Source organism: Desulfocicer vacuolatum DSM 3385 (assembly GCF_900176365.1).
Taxonomy (GTDB): Bacteria; Desulfobacterota; Desulfobacteria; order Desulfobacterales; family Desulfobacteraceae; genus Desulfocicer; species Desulfocicer vacuolatum.
In genome coordinates this window covers 60,727-79,401 of sequence record NZ_FWXY01000020.1, presented here as the reverse complement: position 1 = coordinate 79,401, position 18,675 = coordinate 60,727, and the positions used below count along the sequence as shown (strand labels likewise).

Genomic DNA, 18,675 nt, shown 5'->3' with positions numbered 1-18,675 from the left:
GAAATCAGCAACTTTACCGGGGAATCGTCCCTTGTTGATCTGTTTTTTCATTTATCAGCAGTTACAGGCGATTTCCCCTGATATGTCAGTACCTTATTATTTCTCTTCCCACCCTCCGAGCAGGTGAAGGTGAAGATGAAAAATCACCTGTCCACCGCCCTTTTCCACATTAAAAAGAAGTTTGTATCCAGATGTGTCAACCCCTTCTTTTTTGGCCATGTCCCGGGCCACCATATGCATTTTTGCAACAATTTCTGCATCTGCTTCGGTGAGATCATTGATACTTCTGATGTGCTGTCTGGGTACAATGAGCAGATGGACCGGGGCATGGGGATTGATATCCCTGAATACCACGCACATGTCATCTTCATATAGAAATTCCGATGGAATTTCACCTTTAACTATTTTGCAAAACAGGCAATCTTCTGTCATTTCATTCTCCTTTTTAAATATGAGGTCAAGTCTTCAAAGCATGAAAAACCCAATACCGTTTTCAGGTTTCAATGGTTTGCATTAGTTGCTCCAGGACGGCGGTGGCCTTTCCCTGGAGAAAAATATGGGTCACAAAATCAGTGTAGCTCGACGGTTCCGTGTTGATCTCAATGATTTTTGCACCGTTTTCCCGGGCCAGCCGGGGAATCATGTTGGCAGGGGCCACCTCTCCGGTGGTACCCACAATGATGAAAAGATCGGCTTTGTCCGCTTCCCCAAAGGCAGCCCGGTGGGCATGGCCGGGGATGGACTCTCCAAAAAAAACGGCATTGGGTTTTAACAGTCCCCCGCATTTGACACATTTGGGGGGCAGGCAGGCCAGATCTACATTTTCCACCTTGGTGAGCCTGCCGCAGTTAAGGCAAAGTAATTTTCTTAAAGAGCCGTGGAACTCATGGATGGTTTTATTTCCGGCATCATGGTGGAGACTGTCCACATTCTGGGTGATCACCCCGTGGATCAGTTTCCTGGCTTCCATCTCCGCCAGAATATAATGGGCCGCATTGGGTTTGACCCGGCCAAACAATTCATAAAAAATATCCCGCATCACTTCCCAGGAGTGGGACGGATATTCATGGAAATAGGAAATATCAAAGGTGGCAGGATCATACTTGTTCCACAATCCATTTTCCCCCCGAAAAGGGGGAATGCCACTCTCCACAGAGATACCGGCCCCGGTAAAGGCCACGGCCCGGGTTGCGTCCCGGATTAACCTTGCTGCCTCTTCATAATCTTTATTGCCCACAATTTCAATCTCCCTGTTTTTATCAGAATAAGTTCTGCCCGTGGCAGTTATATACAATGCAGTCTCCAGGTTTACCACGGCAGAGCCCCCCCGAGGGGCAATGGGAACCGGCCAATTGAGCTGTCTACAGTTCCGGCCGGGCCCATTGCCCCTCGGGGGGGCGGCATAATGCCATTTTCTATATTCGTTGTGTCCGCCGGGACATGTGGGTTATACCAGTTGCATGACTTCAAAGGTGTTGCTCATGAGGTCACAGATGAGCAAACGATTTCGAAGAATCTCGCCCCGTCCCAGCAGTACCTTGACCACCTCTGAAGACTGCAAAGAGGCCACCATAAGGGCACAATGGGCAAGATTTCCCAATTGCGCTTCAATGCCCGATTCTTTATTGTCCCGGGGATCTCCATAAATTAATTTAAAGCCCGGATCATCAGGGAAAATAACCGTTACCTGTCCTGTGGAACCGGCAATGGCACCGGAAACAAGGGGAATATTGCGAATCTGTGCAAATTCCTGAAGCAAAAATCGATGGGAAATGGAATCCAGACAATCCACTGCCACCTGGGCCTGTCCCATAATTTTGTGGGCATTTTCCCGGGTTAGAAACGCATTAAAGGCATTGACCTTTATGGTGGAATTAATGGCAGCCACCCGCTCCCGGGCCACAGTGGCCTTGGAAACGCCCAGTTTTTTTTCCGTGGAAAGAAGCTGGCGATTAAGATTGGTTTCATCAAAACAATCTCCATCCACCAGGTCCAGGGTTCCCACACCAATGCGGGCCAGCATCTCCACCACCCCGCCTCCCAGGCCCCCAAGACCCACAACGCATACCCTGGCACCGGCAAGGCGCTCCTGTTCTTTATGGCTTATGGATTGGAAATTTCTTGCATATCTTGACATTACCGGCGGTTTCAATGATTATCCCCCCCCAACAGGTGGAAATATTCCCACCCGGTCATTGTCTTGTAGCACATAGGAAAGCGCTTCTTTTTTGCCATTAATAAAAATCAACTTCACATCTTCTTCAGGAATGGCAAGCTGTGTTACCAAATCCATGACACAGGTCCCCGGAGGAACGGTCATTGTTTTGGGAGAGTCGGGTAAAAAAGATCTCAGAGTAGCAAATAAATTTAAATCAACAGATATCACAAAATGCTCCAAAATTAGAATGTCGGAAGGTGGATGACATTTACTTTATTCATTTAAAATGATATAGACGCTGGGGCGTCATGGCAGTAAATATCCGGTTTGGGAACATAATTGTTTCACCGGTCCCCAACATTGGCCTGATCAGAACGACATGGCATATAAGGTGTTAGGGGGGATGAGCGGACCCAAAAGTAAAGACGGGGGTACCGAACGAATATTTACCCATGACAGATATTATGACATGGTTATTGAATTGTATGCAACGGAAAAAAAAGAGGGAATAATGGGGCAGGCAACCATGGAACCGATCAACATCTATAAATTTGCAGAAAATCTGGCAACCTTTGCCATCAACCGGGATGATTTAAAAACATTGCTCAAAGCCACCCCGGTGGATGACAGTGTTGATATGACCTGTGTGGAGTATGAACTTCAGATTTTAAAGATATTAAGTGTGGGCTGGGGAATCTCTTTTTATATGACGGAAGAGCCCCTTAAAAGAAATCTCAACCAGCTGTTCTGGAACAATATCCAGGAAATTGCCCAGAATATCTCCCAGGTCACCGCCACCGCCACTGGACAGGAGGTGGACTACTTTGCCATTCTTAAACAACGCATGGATAATTATGTTGCCGTCATGAAACAAAACACAACAGAAGGAACCGATCCCTCCTGGGTCATGGGTCCGGCCTTTGCTGATGCCTGCCAATGCCATGATAATGCGGCGGTGATCCTCACCGGTACAAAATTATTCACCATGACCCTGGGCGGTATCAAAGAATACCTCAATGCCGTAAAAATTGAGCAGCCTGTAACCCAAGATCCAACGCAATAACCGGTTTTTCGGAGGATTCCATCCACCAATGCGTTTTCCCAGCCCCACTTCCCATCAGTTGATCCGGGCCATCATAGGGCTTAATGGGCTCATGTTTCTGGCAACCCTTGTAGTCAGTGGTCGTTACACCAACTTTTCCATCAATCCATTTACCGCCCTTTCCCCTTCCACCAATACCTTGATTTTCATGGGTGCCACTGGTACCGTCCCCATTGACCATTACCGGGAATGGTGGTCTTTGATCACGGCAAGCTGGCTCCATGGAAGCCTTTTACACATTATTTTTAACATGACGGCCCTGGTACAGATCGGGCATCTGGTCATGGAGACCTATGGCCACCACCGGATGTTCATTATATACACCGTAAGCGGTATCGCGGGATTTTATTTATCCTATGTTGCCGGAGTCAGTGTTACCATTGGCGCGTCGGCATCCATCTGCGGCCTCATCGGGGCCACACTATACTATGGGAAAACCAGGGGAGGTATCTTTGGCCAGGCCGTTTACAAGCAGACCATGGGGTGGGTGTTCAGCCTTATTATCTTTGGTTTTGCCATTCCCGGCATTAATAACTGGGGGCATGGTGGGGGGCTGATTGCCGGAATCGGCCTGGGATGGCTGTTGGGATACCATGAAACAAAAAAAGAAGCCGGGTGGCACTATCTGGTTTCCATGGGGTTAATGGGTATGACAATTTTGTTGCTTTTATGGGTTATTGTCTTCGCCATTCACCTGGCCCTGTAACACCGTGATGAGCTTACCATGCCCGGGTCTGTGAACACCTTGAGATGCCACAGCAAAGAATTAACTCAACTTTCGGTGTTCGCATTTCGGGTGAGGTCAGGCTTTCGTTATTGACATTATCGAGGCTTTTTTCGTTGGCAAAGGCCTTGGTTGATAACATCAATAACAAAAGCCTGACCCCGTCGGCACACTGAAATGAAGCCCGAAAGAGGAATTAAATGATGTTTTTCAACATTTAATGCCATATTGGCATTGACAAATACGAAATAAAAAGCATATTGCACCACAATATAAATTTTAACAAATTATCGACACTTAAAAAATAATACCCCAAAATACTAAGAGGAGAGATCATGAAGGGAGATTTTAAGAAAATTTTATTTGCAACGGACCTGACCAATAACTGTAGGCATGCCTTTGCATATGCTGCAAATCTTGCCACCCGTTACGAAGGGGCAATTACCCTTTTGCATGTCATGGAAAGCGTTCCTGAATCACTGGATTCAAGACTTAAGGGCCTGCTTGGCAAAGAGCAGTGGGAATTGCTGCACACCAAACATGCCCACGATGCAAGGGCCACCCTCATCGGCAAAAAAAATGAGTTGTCCACCATCCATCAAGCCCTTGGCACCTTTTCCGATACTGCCCAAAATGAAGAGTACAGATACGTTGTTGAAAATATTTTAGTCAAAGACGGCCATGTGGTCGATACCATTCTGGAAACCGCCCAGGAAGAAGAGTGTGATCTTATTATACTGGGATCCAACAAAACCATTTTTTCAGACTCGAAATCCCTTGGAAGTCGTACCAAAAGCATTTTAAAACGATCCAGAATTCCGGTCATGATGATCCCGCCGGCAGATGATGAGTCATAACTCATTTACCCTGTTTGGCAATCGGCAAATCAATTTCCGGTATACCATGATGATCAACATTGAGAATGGCCCATTGATTTTTGCCACCGGCAAGTTGTCGGTGTTGAGATCTTAATCTTCTGAAATCAAAGGTTTCAAGGGCCGTTTTCAATCCTTCAATTTCCCTTTCCAATTCATTGGTGAGCCCTTTTTTAAGCCCCATGGATACCCGACGATTATATAATTTTTTTATCTCTGTCTCTATGCAATGATATTGGAGATTCAATTTTATTTTTATCCTCGGCGTTGCCATTTTTATCCTCTCTGGTATCCAGATACTCCGTCCTCTGGATAAATTGGGGGACGACAACAATGTAAGCCCGCCCCCAATGTTATGCCTTTTTGTAAAAATCAAACAAACTGTGAATGCAGGGCCGCCATGGTTTTTTCAAGATCTGTTTCATGGACAAGAAAATAAAGCGCCGCCTTGGAAGGTCCAAAGGAAATCATTTCAATGTTGACATCCACCTGGGACACGGCAGTAAAACACCGAGCCGCAATGCCCCGGTGATTGTGAAGACCATCCCCCACCACACTGATAAGTGCCGTATCTGTCACTTGCTCAGACTCCCTGAAAAGACGCGGTTTTACCTCCAGAATCACCCTGTGGGCACGCTCAATGTCTTTTCTGGATAAAAGCAGACTGATACAGGTCTGGGAGGTAACAACGGATTTGATATTGATACCGGCCTTTGCAAGTGTTCCGGCAATGTGGGCAAGTATGCCCTGACGCAGCCCCACACCGGACGCATACACCTTTAAAACGGCAATGTCCATGGAATGGGAAATGCTTTTAATAACATTTTTATCATGCACTGCCTGTTCAGTGATGAGACTTCCGGGTCCATCGGGGTTTAAAGTATTTTTGATGGCAATGTTTATGCCTGATTTACGCACCGGCTCCACGGTTCTGGGATGGAGAATGGATGCTCCTGAATAGGCAAGTTCCGATGCCTCTTCATAGCTGAGGATTGAAATCAGTTTTGCCTCGGGGATGTTCCGGGGGTCTGCCGTCATAAACCCCTCAGTGTCTTTCCAGATTTCAAGGATATCCGCCTTCATGGCAGCAGCTACAACAGCCGCAGAATAATCGCTGCCCCCCCGGCCAAATGTGGTGACTTCCCCGGTTTCACTGATACCGAAAAAACCGGGAACAAACAAAATAGTACGCTCCGTCATCATGGGTAACACGTTTTTCTGCATATTTTTTGAGGTTATGGGCATGTTTGCCGTGGCATCGGCAAATCGACCGTCGGTGATAATACCTGCGTCCCGGGGCATGATGTAATGGGCATCTTCCCCATGGCTTTTAAGCACCTTTGCCATGAGAATTACAGAAAGACGTTCTCCATAACTGACAATGATGTCCTGCATGCGGGGGGTGGCTTCCCGGGTGAAACTGATACCAAAAAAATATCGCTCAATCTTTAAAAAATGAGGTTCAAACTCTTCTTCCAAAGCCTTTAAATCTGTTTCAGAGGCTATTAAATGACGGGCAAGGCCAAGATGCTCCCGACGAATTTCATCAACCAATGAAGGAATATTATCTTCGTCAGCCATGGCAATTTCAATGCCGTTCATCAATTTATCTGTGATGCCGGACAGGGCTGATAGAACAAACACGTTCCCCCGGCCCCGCTGAATAATCAGCGCCACAATACTGGAGACAACGGCCTCCCCCTTTAAACATCCCCCACCTATTTTTATTACTTTCATTGTTTTTTTGCCTTCCAGATATGATTTTCAGAACGGTTCCCGCTTTGTCCATCCCGGACGGAGTTGTATTCCGGGAATTTTTTTAAATTCTATATCACACCTTTAAAGCAATGAGAACCCATGGATCATCCCTTTGACCAGTCAAGAATCACCTTACCGGACTGGCCGCTGTTCATCACATCAAATCCCTTTTGAAATTCATCCACAGGAAATCGATGGGTAATAATGGGGGCAATGTCCAGACCGGACTGCAAAAGATTGATCATTTTATACCAGGTTTCAAACATCTCTCTGCCATAAATTCCCTTAAGTGTAAGGCTTTTAAAAATCAAAAGGTCTGTATTTAAAACCGGTTTATCTGCAAATATGCCCAGCATGGCAATCTTGCCGCCGTGGTTCATGTTTTCCATCATCTGATCCAGGGCAGAGGGAACGCCGGACATTTCCATGCCCACATCAAATCCCTCTTTCATGCCAAGTTCCTTTTGAATATCTTGAAGATCTTCCCGGCCCACTTTCACCGTTCGGGTGGCTCCCAACTTTTTTGCCAGATTCAGACGATAATCATTTACATCGGTGACAACCACATGCCTTGCCCCTATTTTCCGGGCCATGGCTGCTGCCATAATACCAATGGGACCGGCCCCGGTAATGAGCACATCCTCCCCCACCAAATCAAAGGAAAGGGCGGTGTGGGCTGCATTTCCATAGGGATCCATAATGGCGCCCACCTCATCATCAATGCACGGGGGGATGGGGTAGACATTAATTTCCGGTATGACCAAAAATTCTGTAAAACAACCAATACGATTCACCCCCACACCATGGGTATCAATGCATAGATGTCGTTTACCGGCCCTGCAGTTGCGACAGGTTCCACAGGTGATGTGCCCTTCCCCGGACACCCGTTGTCCCGGCTTGAAATTTTTTACCCCTTTTCCCACGGCCACCACTTTTCCCACAAACTCATGACCGATGACCATGGGGGTTTTAATGGTTTTCCGGGACCAGGCATCCCAGTTATAGATATGAAGATCTGTGCCGCAGATGGCAGTTTTCTTTATTTTAATGAGAACTTCACCAGACCCATGGGTGGGTTCCGGCACCGTTTCAAGCCACAGCCCGGGTTCAGGTTTTGCTTTGACAAGTGCTTTCATTTAAATCACCCCCAGTTTTCGCCCCACTTTTTCAAAGGCGGCAACGGCTTTATCAATGTGTGCTTTATCATGGGCCGCAGACATCTGAGTACGGATGCGGGCCTCTCCCCGGGGAACCACGGGAAACGAAAATCCCACCACATAGATGCCCTGTTCAAGCATTCCCTCTGCCATTTTACCTGCAAGCACAGCATCTCCAAGCATCACAGGAATAATGGGGTGGTCCCCGGGCACCAGGGTAAATCCCAATTTTTCCATTTCAGATCTGAAATAGGCACTGTTTTGTTTTAATTTACGACGCAGATCATCCCCTTGTTTGAGTAATTCAAGGATTTTCAATGAGGCCGCTGCAATGGTGGGTGCCAGGGTGTTGGAAAAAAGATAGGGTCGGGATCGCTGCCTGAGCCAGGCAATGATCTCTTTTCGTCCGCTGGTGTAGCCACCCGATGCCCCGCCAAGGGCCTTTCCCAGGGTGCCTGTGACAATATCCACACGATCCTGGACCCCGCAGTACTCAGGGGTACCCCTCCCCTTTTCCCCCACAAATCCCACAGCATGGGAATCATCCACCATGACCAGGGCATCGTATTCATCAGCCAGATCACAGATTCCCTTAAGATTGGCAATGATGCCATCCATGGAAAAAACGCCGTCAGTGGCAATCACAATGTGGCGACAGCCCTGTTCCCATGCAGCTTTGAGTTGAGCTTCAAGATCAGACATATCATTATTTTTATACCGAAACCGATGGGCCTTGCAAAGACGAACACCGTCAATGATACTGGCATGGTTCAACGCATCACTGATGATGGCATCCTGGGGCTGGAACAAGGTTTCAAACAAACCGCCATTGGCATCAAAACAGGATGAATAAAGAATGGTATCTTCTGTGTGTAAAAATTCACTGATGGCTTTTTCCAAAGTTTTGTGCACCTTCTGGGTGCCACAGATAAAGCGCACCGAAGCCATGCCAAAACCCCAGGTGTCAATGCCCTCTTTTGCTGCTGCCATCACCCCGGGATGGTTGGCAAGTCCCAAATAATTGTTTGCGCAAAAATTAATCACCTCTTGTCCCCCGGTGATGGTGATACCCGCCTGCTGCTGGGAGGTGATGATCCTTTCTTCCTTGTAAAGTCCTTGGCGCTTTAAATCCTGGACCTGTTGAGACAGATCCTTGAGAAATGAGTGTCCCATGGCGACTCCTTTTGCGGTGTGCGAGTTAAGTCTTAAAATATTTTTTTTGGGAATGGAGCATGGTATTTGTTTCCGTAAAAGAGATGTTATTCATCATCATACCAAGCTTTTTCCAAAATATAAAATTATTTAACCACAGTGACACTTCGTGAATTTCATGGAAAAACGTGGCATAAAGTTAATTCATTCTGTCAGATGGGCTTTCTTCTCTTATCATGGCTGTTTCCAGTGGGAAATCGTGATAACATCCCTGCACATTACAATTATTTGAAACGTGATGCCGATGGATGAAAAAATCAAAATCTTTGAGTCGTCCATAAAATGATTCAAACACCATGCGTTTTGTCTCAAGACAGATTTTACAATCACAATGAATATCAAAAATTCCGGCAGCATGGTGCATCATAAGAAAAAAAAGGGCAGCCGACATATATTTAGGTGTGGTTTCCTTGTAAATTTCCGGATAAAATTTTGACACATTGATTGAATGAGAACAGACATCGTGGGAAACAATCAACGCCGTTGAAATCTCATGTTTTTTTTCCTTACTGTAGAGGAAATATTCCAAACAGGTGCCATCTTTTATGTAGGAAAGTGAAAACCGCCGGAGAAATGCCGGCACCTGGATTTCCATGAATGAAGGGTCATCTGTTTTAACCGGAAAATCCGGTATTAGATCTTTTGCAAAGAAGATCTTACCTTGTATCCATTCACGGGACAGATCAATGTGTCCATAACAGTGGGCCATGGCCAGGGGCAGCTCCAGGGGCCTTGATTCCAACCCATAGGCCTTACACACCTGTTCAATGATTTTACGCCCAAGGGAATAAACAAAATTACTGGGAGCAGAGGATTCAATTTCAGCGGTGTGATTTTCGGATAAAAAGGCTTTTTCACAGGCATCATAGCTATAAGATGTCCAGGCCCTGCAGATTAATGGACGCACCGGATAAATACTGCACACACCATTTTCCAAAAAAATACAGGGTGTCTGATCTTTCACCATCACACGATGTTCAAGATTCACCCCCTCTGTGAGCTTACGATTATTATCAATTCTTTTTTTCAAAAGTGTGCGCCGGATTTGTGAAAAATTTTTTCCCACCCAGTCAAATATCACCAGGGCCTCCAGCGGGGTTACCTTGACCTGGGCGTGACAACAATAGCTGCAACCGGCCCCACAGGCCAAAGAGACACCGGCCTGCTCCTGATGGACCTGTGTTACAATTCTTTCAGCCAAGGCCGCCGTTTTTTCCAGGCCCGAGCGAAATCCGTCAAAGGTAATCCCTGGACGCAAATGGGATGTTATGGTGTTTAAAAAAAGTTGTTCCAGGGCATTTACAGCATCTGTCTGCTCTGTGTCCATGGGGTAGATCTCCTTCATAGGAATGTATGGCAGAGAAAGGACCACAAGTAATTGTGGAGAAATCAGAGCATACTGATTGTAAAATTTTCATCTAAGTTGATGACTTTACACTTATTGGCGTGTGGTGACAAGTTTCAGAGCAAGTCCAAGAAATACAGTTCCAGCCACACGGTTTAATATTTTCTGCATGCCTGGAGATTGATTCATTCGCTCCCCAAGGTATCCGGCCACCATGGCAATTGAGCCAAAAACAATCAGGGTGGCAAAAATAAAAATTCCACCCAGCATCAAAATCTGAAGGGGAATGCTGCCCGCCGACGGGACAACAAACTGGGGCAAAAAAGCAAGGAAAAAAATGGAAACCTTGGGGTTGGTGATATTCATAATAATTCCCCGTCCATAGAGTTTTTTAAATGACATTGTCTCCATGGAGCCCCCGGAAAATTTTTGTGCCGAGGCACGAAATGCCTGCCATGCCAGATAGATCAGATATCCGGCCCCGGCAAATTTAAGCGCAGAAAAAGCCAGCACAGATGTTTGAAAAATGGCGGCCACCCCCAGAGCAACAGCACTGCTGTGAAAAACAAGGCCGGTGCAAAGCCCCATGGTGACAGCCACACCGGCCCATCGGCCCCGCAATGTGGACTGTGTCAAAACAAAAATATTATCTGGCCCGGGTGCCAGGGCCAGAAGTATGGCAGCTGCAAAAAATGTTAAAATAATTTCAAAAGATATCATTTTTTATCTCCCCATAACCGCCACAAGCGAATCTTGTTTTGACCGCGATCCGCCCACAACAAATATAGAAAATGGTATTATACCGCCGTCCCCCCGACGGGCAATGGGCCCGGACCTGAACTGTAGACAGCTCAATTGTCCGGTTCCTATTGCCCGTCGGGGGGACGGCTCTGCTGAGGTTGCCTTGGAGGCTGCATTGTATATAATTGCCACGGGCAGACCGTATTCTGATCCGGCTCTGCCCACAACAAAGATAGAAACGCTCCACAGATTTGCGGAGTATTTCATATAAAAAATACATGGCTGTAACCACCAGCCACAACGAAAAATGAAACTCTAATTATTACAGGTCCTTGGACGGAATTTTATATAAAAAAAGATTCCATCAACTCTCAACAAATTTTGTGATGGAGGCAAGATCCTCAAACACCTTCTGTTTGGGTACATCTTCCCAATTATTATCCTTTAACCTGGCAAGCTCTCTTAAAAAATTGCCCAATGCCTTTGTGTACTTTGCCGTGTTGCCAAGCCCTGTTGTGCTCTTTCCCTTTAGTTCACCACTTTCCCGGCGTTGTTCCTGAACCTCCTGGTAGGCCTGGTTAATGGATTTTTCCCCGGAAGCAACACTTTGTTTAATCTCATCATCGCCATGTTCAAGCAATTTTCTTGCCTTTTGGGCCTTAGCCACACTGGTGCCAAGCTCCTTGGCCCGGAGTATGTCTTTCTCTTTTTTGGTGACAGGAGGCAAAGATGTACCATCTCTTTCCTTTTTATTTTCCCGGACCGGTGGGTTAATATTATCCAAAACCTCCAGGCACCTTAAGATATCATCATCGGCAAGATTTCTGCGATTTCTCTGAATGTGGAAACAGTAAAGGATGGCATCATCCTCATTTTCAAAATTTTTATAAAGTACAGGAACCGCTTCAAGATTAAGCTCCCGTGCCGCTGCAAACCGGGTATGACCATCCACCACCACATTTTTACCTTCCCATACAATAAGGGGAAAACTATCATCAAACCCACCGGCTCTCATATCCGTGGCAATGGCCTCCAGGGTCTCTTTACCAATGGGAAAAAGGGATGAAAAAGGTGCTTCAACCCTAAGCTCTGAAATCGCAATTAACTCTGTCTTCACTATAAACACCTGTCTATCTGTTTTGGATACATTCCAAGTGGTCAATAAACATAAAAACCTGCTCAAACGAGCAGGTTTTTAACTAATTTATCAATAAAATAATTTTTTATACCCCATAACAAAAAAACAGGCAATGGTTTAAGTCCTCACAATTAACAACATCCTCCAATGCCGCAGGAAGCATTTTCTTTACCCTTTATCCAAACCTGGATAATATAAGCAGCTCAGCCCACTCCCGGGGTCACAGAAATGGCGCTTGTGGGACAATTATTCACACATGCTCCACACTCCATACACCCATCAAGATCTTGGATATGGGCTTTATGCTCATCCAGCACAAATACCCCATGGGGACACACCTCAATGCAAAGTCCACAGCCCACACAGAGTTTCTGGGAAAGCTTAAGGGTTGAAACCCCATCCAAATACCTCAAATTTTGCATATTATTTTTCACTCCTGAATAACCGCCATGGGCGGAACCTATTCTGATCTCGATCTGCCCACAACGAAGTTTGAAGTCCCCATGATTCCAAGGCTTTGGGCGGAGTTTAACATAAAGACTCTAAAATGACGAATAAATCCATAACACCATTGAAATTAACATTAATATGGCCTGAATCGGAATAAATCGTTTCATCTCCTTTTCCACCCCGGAAGGAGATGTGAAAGGCGTCGCTCCTGTAAACCCCATTGCAAAATAGGAGCTGATGGCAACGGAAAAAAGAAAAAGAGCCATTGATCCTTTAATACCCCCCTGGGTAAGGGGCAAAAAGAATAAAAGAGTGGCAGCCAGCACACTGCCTGAAACAATTCCCTTGGCAGCAAACTGCCGAAACGGCAGCCAGGGCAGCAGCACCGGAGTCACCACCGTACCGGATAAGACTCCCGTTAAAATCATTACAATGCCGGTACGCCCCTTGTTCCACGCCTGTTCCAGGGAAAAGATCTGAGGGCCAATACCAGAAATAAACACCAAAGCCAAAGCCATAATAAAAACAGATTTGGCTGCAATACGAATTTCCACCGGGGTTAAAACAAATCGTTCGGCCAAAGTAAATGTGATCTGGCGCATGCCGGGAGTCACCCTTCGCCGGTTTTGTAAAAATTCAACCATGTCCCGGGATCTTATGGGACCAAACACCACCCGAAAACCACACCGTTCCTGCACCAAACGTGCCGATACTCCAGTGGCTCCAAGCTGGGGGACAATAACTCTTTTATGGTCCACCACAAGATTAAGGCCGGTGCTTTCAATTCGGTGAACCAGTTCACTGGTGGAAAAAGTGCCTTTTCCTGCAGCGCACCAAACATTGACTCCCCGGGTATCCAACACCAGAATCCAGACATTAATCCCTTTAAGTTCTTGCCTTAAATGATCAAAAGATAGTTTAAAATTTGCAGTCACCAACACCTCAGAAGTTCTGCCAGGCTCCCCCACACCATACAAACCCGGAGCCACGCGGTAATTATTTCGGCCAATTCCACACCGAACCATAATCGTGGAGAAAATATCATCCCGACTCAATTGAGTCTTGATCTTAGGCACTGTGCCTGCCTTGGTGAAGATAAAATCTTCCACATGCGAACAGAGTTGATAGCCTGCCTTTTCATGGGTTTCCAAGGGCTGTAGTTTTAAATTAGAATAATATGATCCACCATTGTCTGGCATGGAGGATAATATTTTCACACTCTTTGTGGACAATGTAAAATCAGTTGAACTTGATAATTCTTCCAATTGTTCCGGCATTTGACTCATCAAAGCAGTCATGGGATTCCTTAACTCAACTTTCGGGCTTCATTTCAAAGCCGGCATTTTTAAATGTACCGATGGGGTCAGTGTGCCGACGGGGCAGACTTTTGTTATTGATGTTATCGACCAAGGCCTTTGCCAACGAAAAAAACCTCGATAATGTCAATAACGAAAGCCTGACCCCACCACGAAATGCGAACACCGAAAGTTGAGTTCCTTAATATATATACTTCGTAAACGCTCAACAATTCGAAACATCCAGGTATTTTTTGAAATCATAAGAATTTTAACCTTTGTTGCGGCAAATATCTATACCCATAATTTTCATTGTGCCCTTTTTACATCCACAGGTCAATAGGAGAACACAGCACCATTTTTGTAAATCCAAATTACGACACAGTAACCTTGCAAATGGAATCAGACTTAAATATAAAAATTTATCGATTCCCCAGTGCCCCTTGACTTTTCAGCTTTAATCGTATCTATTTGATCAAAGATGTTCCCCAAAACTCTTCTACAATGAAAAAGGAGAACAAAAATGTTGCAAATCAAAGCATGGTACTGGTTAGTGTTTGCCATGGTTCTAATCATGTCTGAATTGATAATACCCAGTTTCACCATTATCTGGTTTGGCCTGGGCGCTCTTCTTGTGGCGGCCGTCATGTGGGCGATTCCCCAACTTTCCCTTGGCCTTCAACTCTTTTCCTGGACCCTGGCCTCCATCTTTTTTACTATTTTATGGTTCAAGTTTTTCAAAATGAAAATGGAAGATAAAACCAAAGCGGGTATCTCCCTGGAAGCGGTTCTGGGGGAGTCCGGGCTGGTGGTAAAACCTGCCAGCACAGACACAAGAGGGGTAATGAAGTTTACCGTACCGGTGTTAGGATCAGAGCAATGGGCCTTTATATGTCATAAAAATACCCACATGGGAGACCGGGTCCAGGTGGTGGATGTATCTGGAAATACCTTGATTGTTAAAATAATCAATACATGAATTGTAAATATTCGGATTGCTAATGTAAATGTTTGGGTACCTGTTTGGGACTGCGTAGCATACTATTGTGCTGTGTGAACAGGCCAAAACAGGTAAAAATGGGGTGCTGACCGAATATTTACCATGAATTAATTTCAAAACCAATATTCAGGAGGAATAACCATGGGTTCAGGACTTGTTGTTGCGGGATTTTTTTTAATTTTAGTGATAGTCACCATCAGCCTGGGGGTGCGTATTGTGCCCCAGGGAAATAAACATGTGGTACAGCGTCTGGGAAAATACAGTAAAACACTGAATCCCGGATTGAATATTATTATTCCTTACATGGACAAGGTGGCCTATAAAGTGATCACCAAGGACATTGTGCTGGATATTCCCAGCCAGGAAGTGATCACCAAGGACAATGCTGTGATCATCACCAATGCCGTGGCCTATATCAACATTCTTTTTCCAGATAAAGCCGTTTATGGGGTGGATGATTATGAGGCAGCCATCAAAACCCTGGTTCAAACCTCCCTCCGGTCCATTGTGGGAGAGATGGATCTGGATGAAGCCCTTTCCAACCGCAACCTCATCCGCACCCGGTTAAAGGATGCCATATCAGATGATATTTCCGACTGGGGCATTGCATTGAAAACCGTGGAAATCCAGGACATCAATCCGTCCCCCACCATGCAGGCAGCCATGGAAGAGCAGGCCGCAGCGGAGCGGAAAAGACGGGCCACCGTCACCCGGGCTGAAGGTGATAAGTCCGCTGCCATTCTCCAGGCTGAAGGCCGGGTGGAGGCCTCCCGGCGGGATGGCGAAGCCCAGATTGTCCTTGCCAAGGCAAGCCAGCTGGCCATAGAAAAGGTCACCTCTGCCATCCAGGACAAGGAATTGCCCATGCTGTACCTGTTGGGTGAAAAATACATTGAAGCTCTGAAAAACGTATCCACCTCCCAGAATTCCAAAGTGGTGGTATTGCCGGCAGATCTGCCCGCAGCTGTCAAGGGTATCATCGGCGCGTTAAAATAACCGCCACGGGCGGACCGCATTCTGATCCGGTTCCACCCACAACAAAGCCGGATCATAATACGGTCTGCCCGTGGCAGTTATATAAAAAAAATCGCCAAAAAAACAAAAACGCCCGGAACCGATGTACGGCCCGGGCGTTATAACTGCTTAACAACGGTGGATTAATTGTAATCGTAGAATCCTTTACCCACCTTACGTCCCAGCCAACCGGCTTCCACATATTTTCTCAACAGAGGACAGGGGCGGTATTTAGAGTCCTTAAACCCGTCATACAAAGTCTCCATGATGGCAAGACAGGTATCAAGACCAATGAGGTCAGCAAGAGCCAGGGGGCCCATGGGATGATTCATACCAAGCTTCATGACTGTATCAATGTCTTCGGGTTTTCCCACACCCTGGTAGAGACAAAAGACGGCCTCATTGATCATGGGCAGAAGAATTCTATTGGCAATGAATCCCGGGAAATCATTGGCTTCGGCCGGAGTTTTACCAAATTTTTTACTCAATTCCCAGGTGATGTTAAAGGTTTCTTCTGAAGTGGGAAGTCCCTTGATGACTTCAACAAGCTTCATCACCGGCACCGGATTCATGAAATGCATGCCGATTACTTTGTCCGGGCGTTTGGTTCTGGCAGCAATGCGGCCAATGGGAATGGAAGAGGTGTTGGTGGAGAGAATAACGTGTTCCGGGCACACTGCATCAAGATCCTCAAAAATTTTAAATTTAAGGTCTTCACGCTCCACAGCAGCTTCCACAACAAAATCCACAGAGGCCATGTCTTTGAGGTCTGTGGTGGTTTTGATTCTGGCCAGAATGGCATCCATTTCAGCCTGGTCCAGCTTACCTTTTTTAACGCTTCTTGCCAGATTTTTCGTTATGTTTGCCACACCGTTGGCGGTGAACTCTTCCTTGATATCACTCATCAACACTTCAAGTCCGCTGGCAGCGGCCACCTGGGCAATACCGTTGCCCATCTGACCTGCGCCGATTACGCCGAATTTTTTAATCTCCATGATCTCTCCTGAATATATATTTCAATAAAAAACAATTGAGTAATAAGGGTGATAAAACACCCCCGAAAGAACAGAGTATCAACAACACGGGCACGGATTTAGAGTGTAAAAACCGTGCCGAAAACTATTTATTTATGCCGGTCGATTAATCACCAGGGCCACAGCTTCTCCGCCGCCAAGGCAAAGGGAGGCAAGTCCTTTTTTAAGATTTCGTTTTTCCATTTCATATAAAAGGGTGGTGAGAACCCGGGCCCCGCTGGCACCGATGGGATGGCCCAATGCCACGCTGCCGCCGTTGACATTGACTTTTTCAGAATCAAGTTCCAAAACCTTGTTGATGCCTGCGGAACTACCGCTAAAGGCCTCATTTATTTCAAACAGATCAATGTCATCAATGGTACAGCCCTCTTTTTTTAAAACCTTGGGAATGGCATAAATGGGTGCCATGAGAACATATTTCATATCAATGCCATAGGATGCCTGGGCACCGATTTCCGCCATGATGGTGCACCCCAACGCCTTGGCTTTTTCTTCTTCCATAATCACCAGGGCCGAAGCACCGTCACTGATGATGGATGCATTACCGGCCGTACCCACACCGCCCTTTTTAAATGCCCCCTTCATTTTGGATAATTTTTCATAACCGGTTTCCTGGGGACATTCATCGGTGTCAAACACAATGGGATCACCTTTGCGTTGGGGAATTTCCACAGGAACGATTTCATCTTTAAAACGACCCGATTTTACTGCTTCACAGGCACGCCGATAAGACTCGGCAGCAAATTGATCCTGCTCTTCCCTGGAAACTTCCCATTTTTCAGAAGACAATTCATTGGACATTCCCATGTGAAAATCATTGATCACATCCCACAACCCGTCATGGACCATGTGATCCTCAATTTTCCCCGGGCCCATGCGGTGACCCCACCTTGCCTTATCCATGTAATAAGGAGCCATGCTCATGGTTTCCATACCGCCTGCCACCACCACATCGGCATCCCCACACTGAATGGCCTGGGCTGCCAGCATCACGGCTTTAAGGGATGAACCGCACACTTTGTTAATGGTGATGGATTCCACCTCCCAGGGAAGACCCGCTTTAACGGCTGCCAGTTTTCCGGGATTCTGTCCATATCCACAGGGAAGTACCATGCCCATGATACATTCCTGAATGTCTGTTTTTTCAATGCCTGCACGGCGGATGGTCTCTTTTATCACATGGGCACCCAAATCTGTGGCGCCAATTTTACTTAATGAGCCACCAAAGCTCCCCAGGGGGGTTCTGACTGCACTTACAATAACTGCCTTTCTCATTTAAAGCCTCATTTCCTTTAAGTTTTTTGATTTTCATATCGTTTAACAATCACGTTACTTTGCTTACTTAAAACAAATCACAATGCGGCGGGTAGTCCTTGTTGCGCCATAAACTGCCAAGAGTGGCTAAAATTATGATCAAACCCATGAAATTTAAATTACCTCCAATTAAAAACCATAAAATTGAACTTAATACAATAGATTATAAGGTTTTTAATTATCATCATCTGAGGCAATATTTCAAATTAGGACAAACATCACAAGATGAATAACTTTCATTTAAAAAGACATATTTAATTCCTGTTTTACACTGTTCAGACAGAGGTACCCATTTCCCGGGAAAAGTTGACTAAAAAGTGTAAATTTCTTTTGAATTTGTATGAAAGATGCCTTAAAA

General features: G+C 45.9%; 21 protein-coding genes. 5 read left to right on the top strand and 16 right to left on the bottom strand.

The window, feature by feature from the left end; translation table 11 throughout:
• Positions 1–96: 96 nt before the first annotated feature.
• From B9A32_RS16410 to B9A32_RS16395, 4 genes are all read right to left on the bottom strand, one after another.
• The gene (locus B9A32_RS16410) at positions 97–432 is read right to left on the bottom strand and encodes a histidine triad nucleotide-binding protein (protein ID WP_084070974.1); all 336 of its coding nucleotides are present in this window, start codon (positions 430–432) and stop codon (positions 97–99) included.
• Between the two features lie 61 nt (positions 433–493).
• The gene (locus B9A32_RS16405) at positions 494–1,315 is read right to left on the bottom strand and encodes an SIR2 family NAD-dependent protein deacylase (protein WP_232367204.1); all 822 of its coding nucleotides are present in this window, start codon (positions 1,313–1,315) and stop codon (positions 494–496) included.
• Positions 1,316–1,447: 132 nt separating this feature from the next.
• Positions 1,448–2,137 (bottom strand): HesA/MoeB/ThiF family protein, encoded by a 690-nt coding sequence (locus B9A32_RS16400; RefSeq protein WP_084070972.1) that lies wholly within the window; start codon positions 2,135–2,137, stop codon positions 1,448–1,450.
• An 18-nt stretch (positions 2,138–2,155) separates the two neighbouring features.
• On the bottom strand, positions 2,156–2,386 hold the full coding sequence (locus tag B9A32_RS16395; RefSeq protein WP_139795862.1) for a MoaD/ThiS family protein: 231 nt from the start codon (positions 2,384–2,386) through the stop codon (positions 2,156–2,158).
• 175 nt (positions 2,387–2,561) lie between these two features.
• On the opposite strand from B9A32_RS16395, the gene B9A32_RS16390 reads away from it, so the two are divergent.
• From B9A32_RS16390 to B9A32_RS16380, 3 genes are all read left to right on the top strand, one after another.
• Positions 2,562–3,221, top strand: coding sequence for a hypothetical protein (locus B9A32_RS16390; RefSeq protein ID WP_232367203.1), 660 nt, complete (start codon positions 2,562–2,564; stop codon positions 3,219–3,221).
• Between the two features lie 28 nt (positions 3,222–3,249).
• Positions 3,250–3,966: a rhomboid family intramembrane serine protease gene (locus tag B9A32_RS16385; RefSeq protein WP_084070969.1), complete on the top strand. Its 717-nt coding sequence runs from the start codon at positions 3,250–3,252 to the stop codon at positions 3,964–3,966.
• 353 nt (positions 3,967–4,319) lie between these two features.
• Positions 4,320–4,841: a universal stress protein gene (locus B9A32_RS16380; protein WP_084070966.1), complete on the top strand. Its 522-nt coding sequence runs from the start codon at positions 4,320–4,322 to the stop codon at positions 4,839–4,841.
• Position 4,842: 1 nt separating this feature from the next.
• On the opposite strand, the gene B9A32_RS16375 is transcribed toward B9A32_RS16380, so the two are convergent.
• The 10 genes from B9A32_RS16375 to hgcA form a co-directional block, all read right to left on the bottom strand.
• The gene (locus B9A32_RS16375) at positions 4,843–5,106 is read right to left on the bottom strand and encodes a hypothetical protein (protein ID WP_084070963.1); all 264 of its coding nucleotides are present in this window, start codon (positions 5,104–5,106) and stop codon (positions 4,843–4,845) included.
• A gap of 125 nt (positions 5,107–5,231) precedes the next feature.
• A complete protein-coding gene (locus tag B9A32_RS16370; protein WP_084070960.1) occupies positions 5,232–6,596 on the bottom strand; it encodes an aspartate kinase in 1,365 nt (454 codons plus the stop codon).
• 125 nt (positions 6,597–6,721) lie between these two features.
• Positions 6,722–7,753: an L-threonine 3-dehydrogenase gene (tdh, locus tag B9A32_RS16365; protein WP_084070957.1), complete on the bottom strand. Its 1,032-nt coding sequence runs from the start codon at positions 7,751–7,753 to the stop codon at positions 6,722–6,724.
• Positions 7,754–8,947 carry a glycine C-acetyltransferase gene (locus tag B9A32_RS16360; protein WP_084070954.1) on the bottom strand — a complete coding sequence of 398 codons (1,194 nt, stop codon included), beginning with the start codon at positions 8,945–8,947 and terminating at the stop codon, positions 7,754–7,756. It abuts the gene before it with no gap.
• Positions 8,948–9,125: 178 nt separating this feature from the next.
• Entirely contained in the window at positions 9,126–10,313 is a 1,188-nt protein-coding gene (locus B9A32_RS16355; protein ID WP_170923876.1) for a YkgJ family cysteine cluster protein, read from the bottom strand.
• A gap of 111 nt (positions 10,314–10,424) precedes the next feature.
• Entirely contained in the window at positions 10,425–11,051 is a 627-nt protein-coding gene (locus B9A32_RS16350; protein WP_084070948.1) for a LysE family translocator, read from the bottom strand.
• 3 nt (positions 11,052–11,054) lie between these two features.
• Positions 11,055–11,339 (bottom strand): hypothetical protein, encoded by a 285-nt coding sequence (locus B9A32_RS21880; RefSeq protein WP_212637977.1) that lies wholly within the window; start codon positions 11,337–11,339, stop codon positions 11,055–11,057.
• A gap of 97 nt (positions 11,340–11,436) precedes the next feature.
• On the bottom strand, positions 11,437–12,189 hold the full coding sequence (locus tag B9A32_RS16345; protein ID WP_232367202.1) for a ParB/RepB/Spo0J family partition protein: 753 nt from the start codon (positions 12,187–12,189) through the stop codon (positions 11,437–11,439).
• A 152-nt stretch (positions 12,190–12,341) separates the two neighbouring features.
• Positions 12,342–12,632 carry a mercury methylation ferredoxin HgcB gene (hgcB, locus tag B9A32_RS16340; protein ID WP_250697393.1) on the bottom strand — a complete coding sequence of 97 codons (291 nt, stop codon included), beginning with the start codon at positions 12,630–12,632 and terminating at the stop codon, positions 12,342–12,344.
• A 120-nt stretch (positions 12,633–12,752) separates the two neighbouring features.
• Positions 12,753–13,958: a mercury methylation corrinoid protein HgcA gene (hgcA, locus tag B9A32_RS16335; protein ID WP_084070942.1), complete on the bottom strand. Its 1,206-nt coding sequence runs from the start codon at positions 13,956–13,958 to the stop codon at positions 12,753–12,755.
• A gap of 520 nt (positions 13,959–14,478) precedes the next feature.
• On the opposite strand from hgcA, the gene B9A32_RS16330 reads away from it, so the two are divergent.
• Positions 14,479–14,934 carry an NfeD family protein gene (locus tag B9A32_RS16330; protein ID WP_084070939.1) on the top strand — a complete coding sequence of 152 codons (456 nt, stop codon included), beginning with the start codon at positions 14,479–14,481 and terminating at the stop codon, positions 14,932–14,934.
• A 162-nt stretch (positions 14,935–15,096) separates the two neighbouring features.
• On the top strand, positions 15,097–15,951 hold the full coding sequence (locus B9A32_RS16325; protein ID WP_084070936.1) for an SPFH domain-containing protein: 855 nt from the start codon (positions 15,097–15,099) through the stop codon (positions 15,949–15,951).
• Positions 15,952–16,112: 161 nt separating this feature from the next.
• On the opposite strand, the gene B9A32_RS16320 is transcribed toward B9A32_RS16325, so the two are convergent.
• Positions 16,113–16,964, bottom strand: coding sequence for a 3-hydroxybutyryl-CoA dehydrogenase (locus tag B9A32_RS16320; protein WP_084070933.1), 852 nt, complete (start codon positions 16,962–16,964; stop codon positions 16,113–16,115).
• Positions 16,965–17,096: 132 nt separating this feature from the next.
• Positions 17,097–18,278, bottom strand: a complete 1,182-nt coding sequence (locus B9A32_RS16315) for an acetyl-CoA C-acetyltransferase (RefSeq protein ID WP_084070930.1) — start codon at positions 18,276–18,278, stop codon at positions 17,097–17,099.
• Positions 18,279–18,675 lie beyond the last annotated feature (397 nt).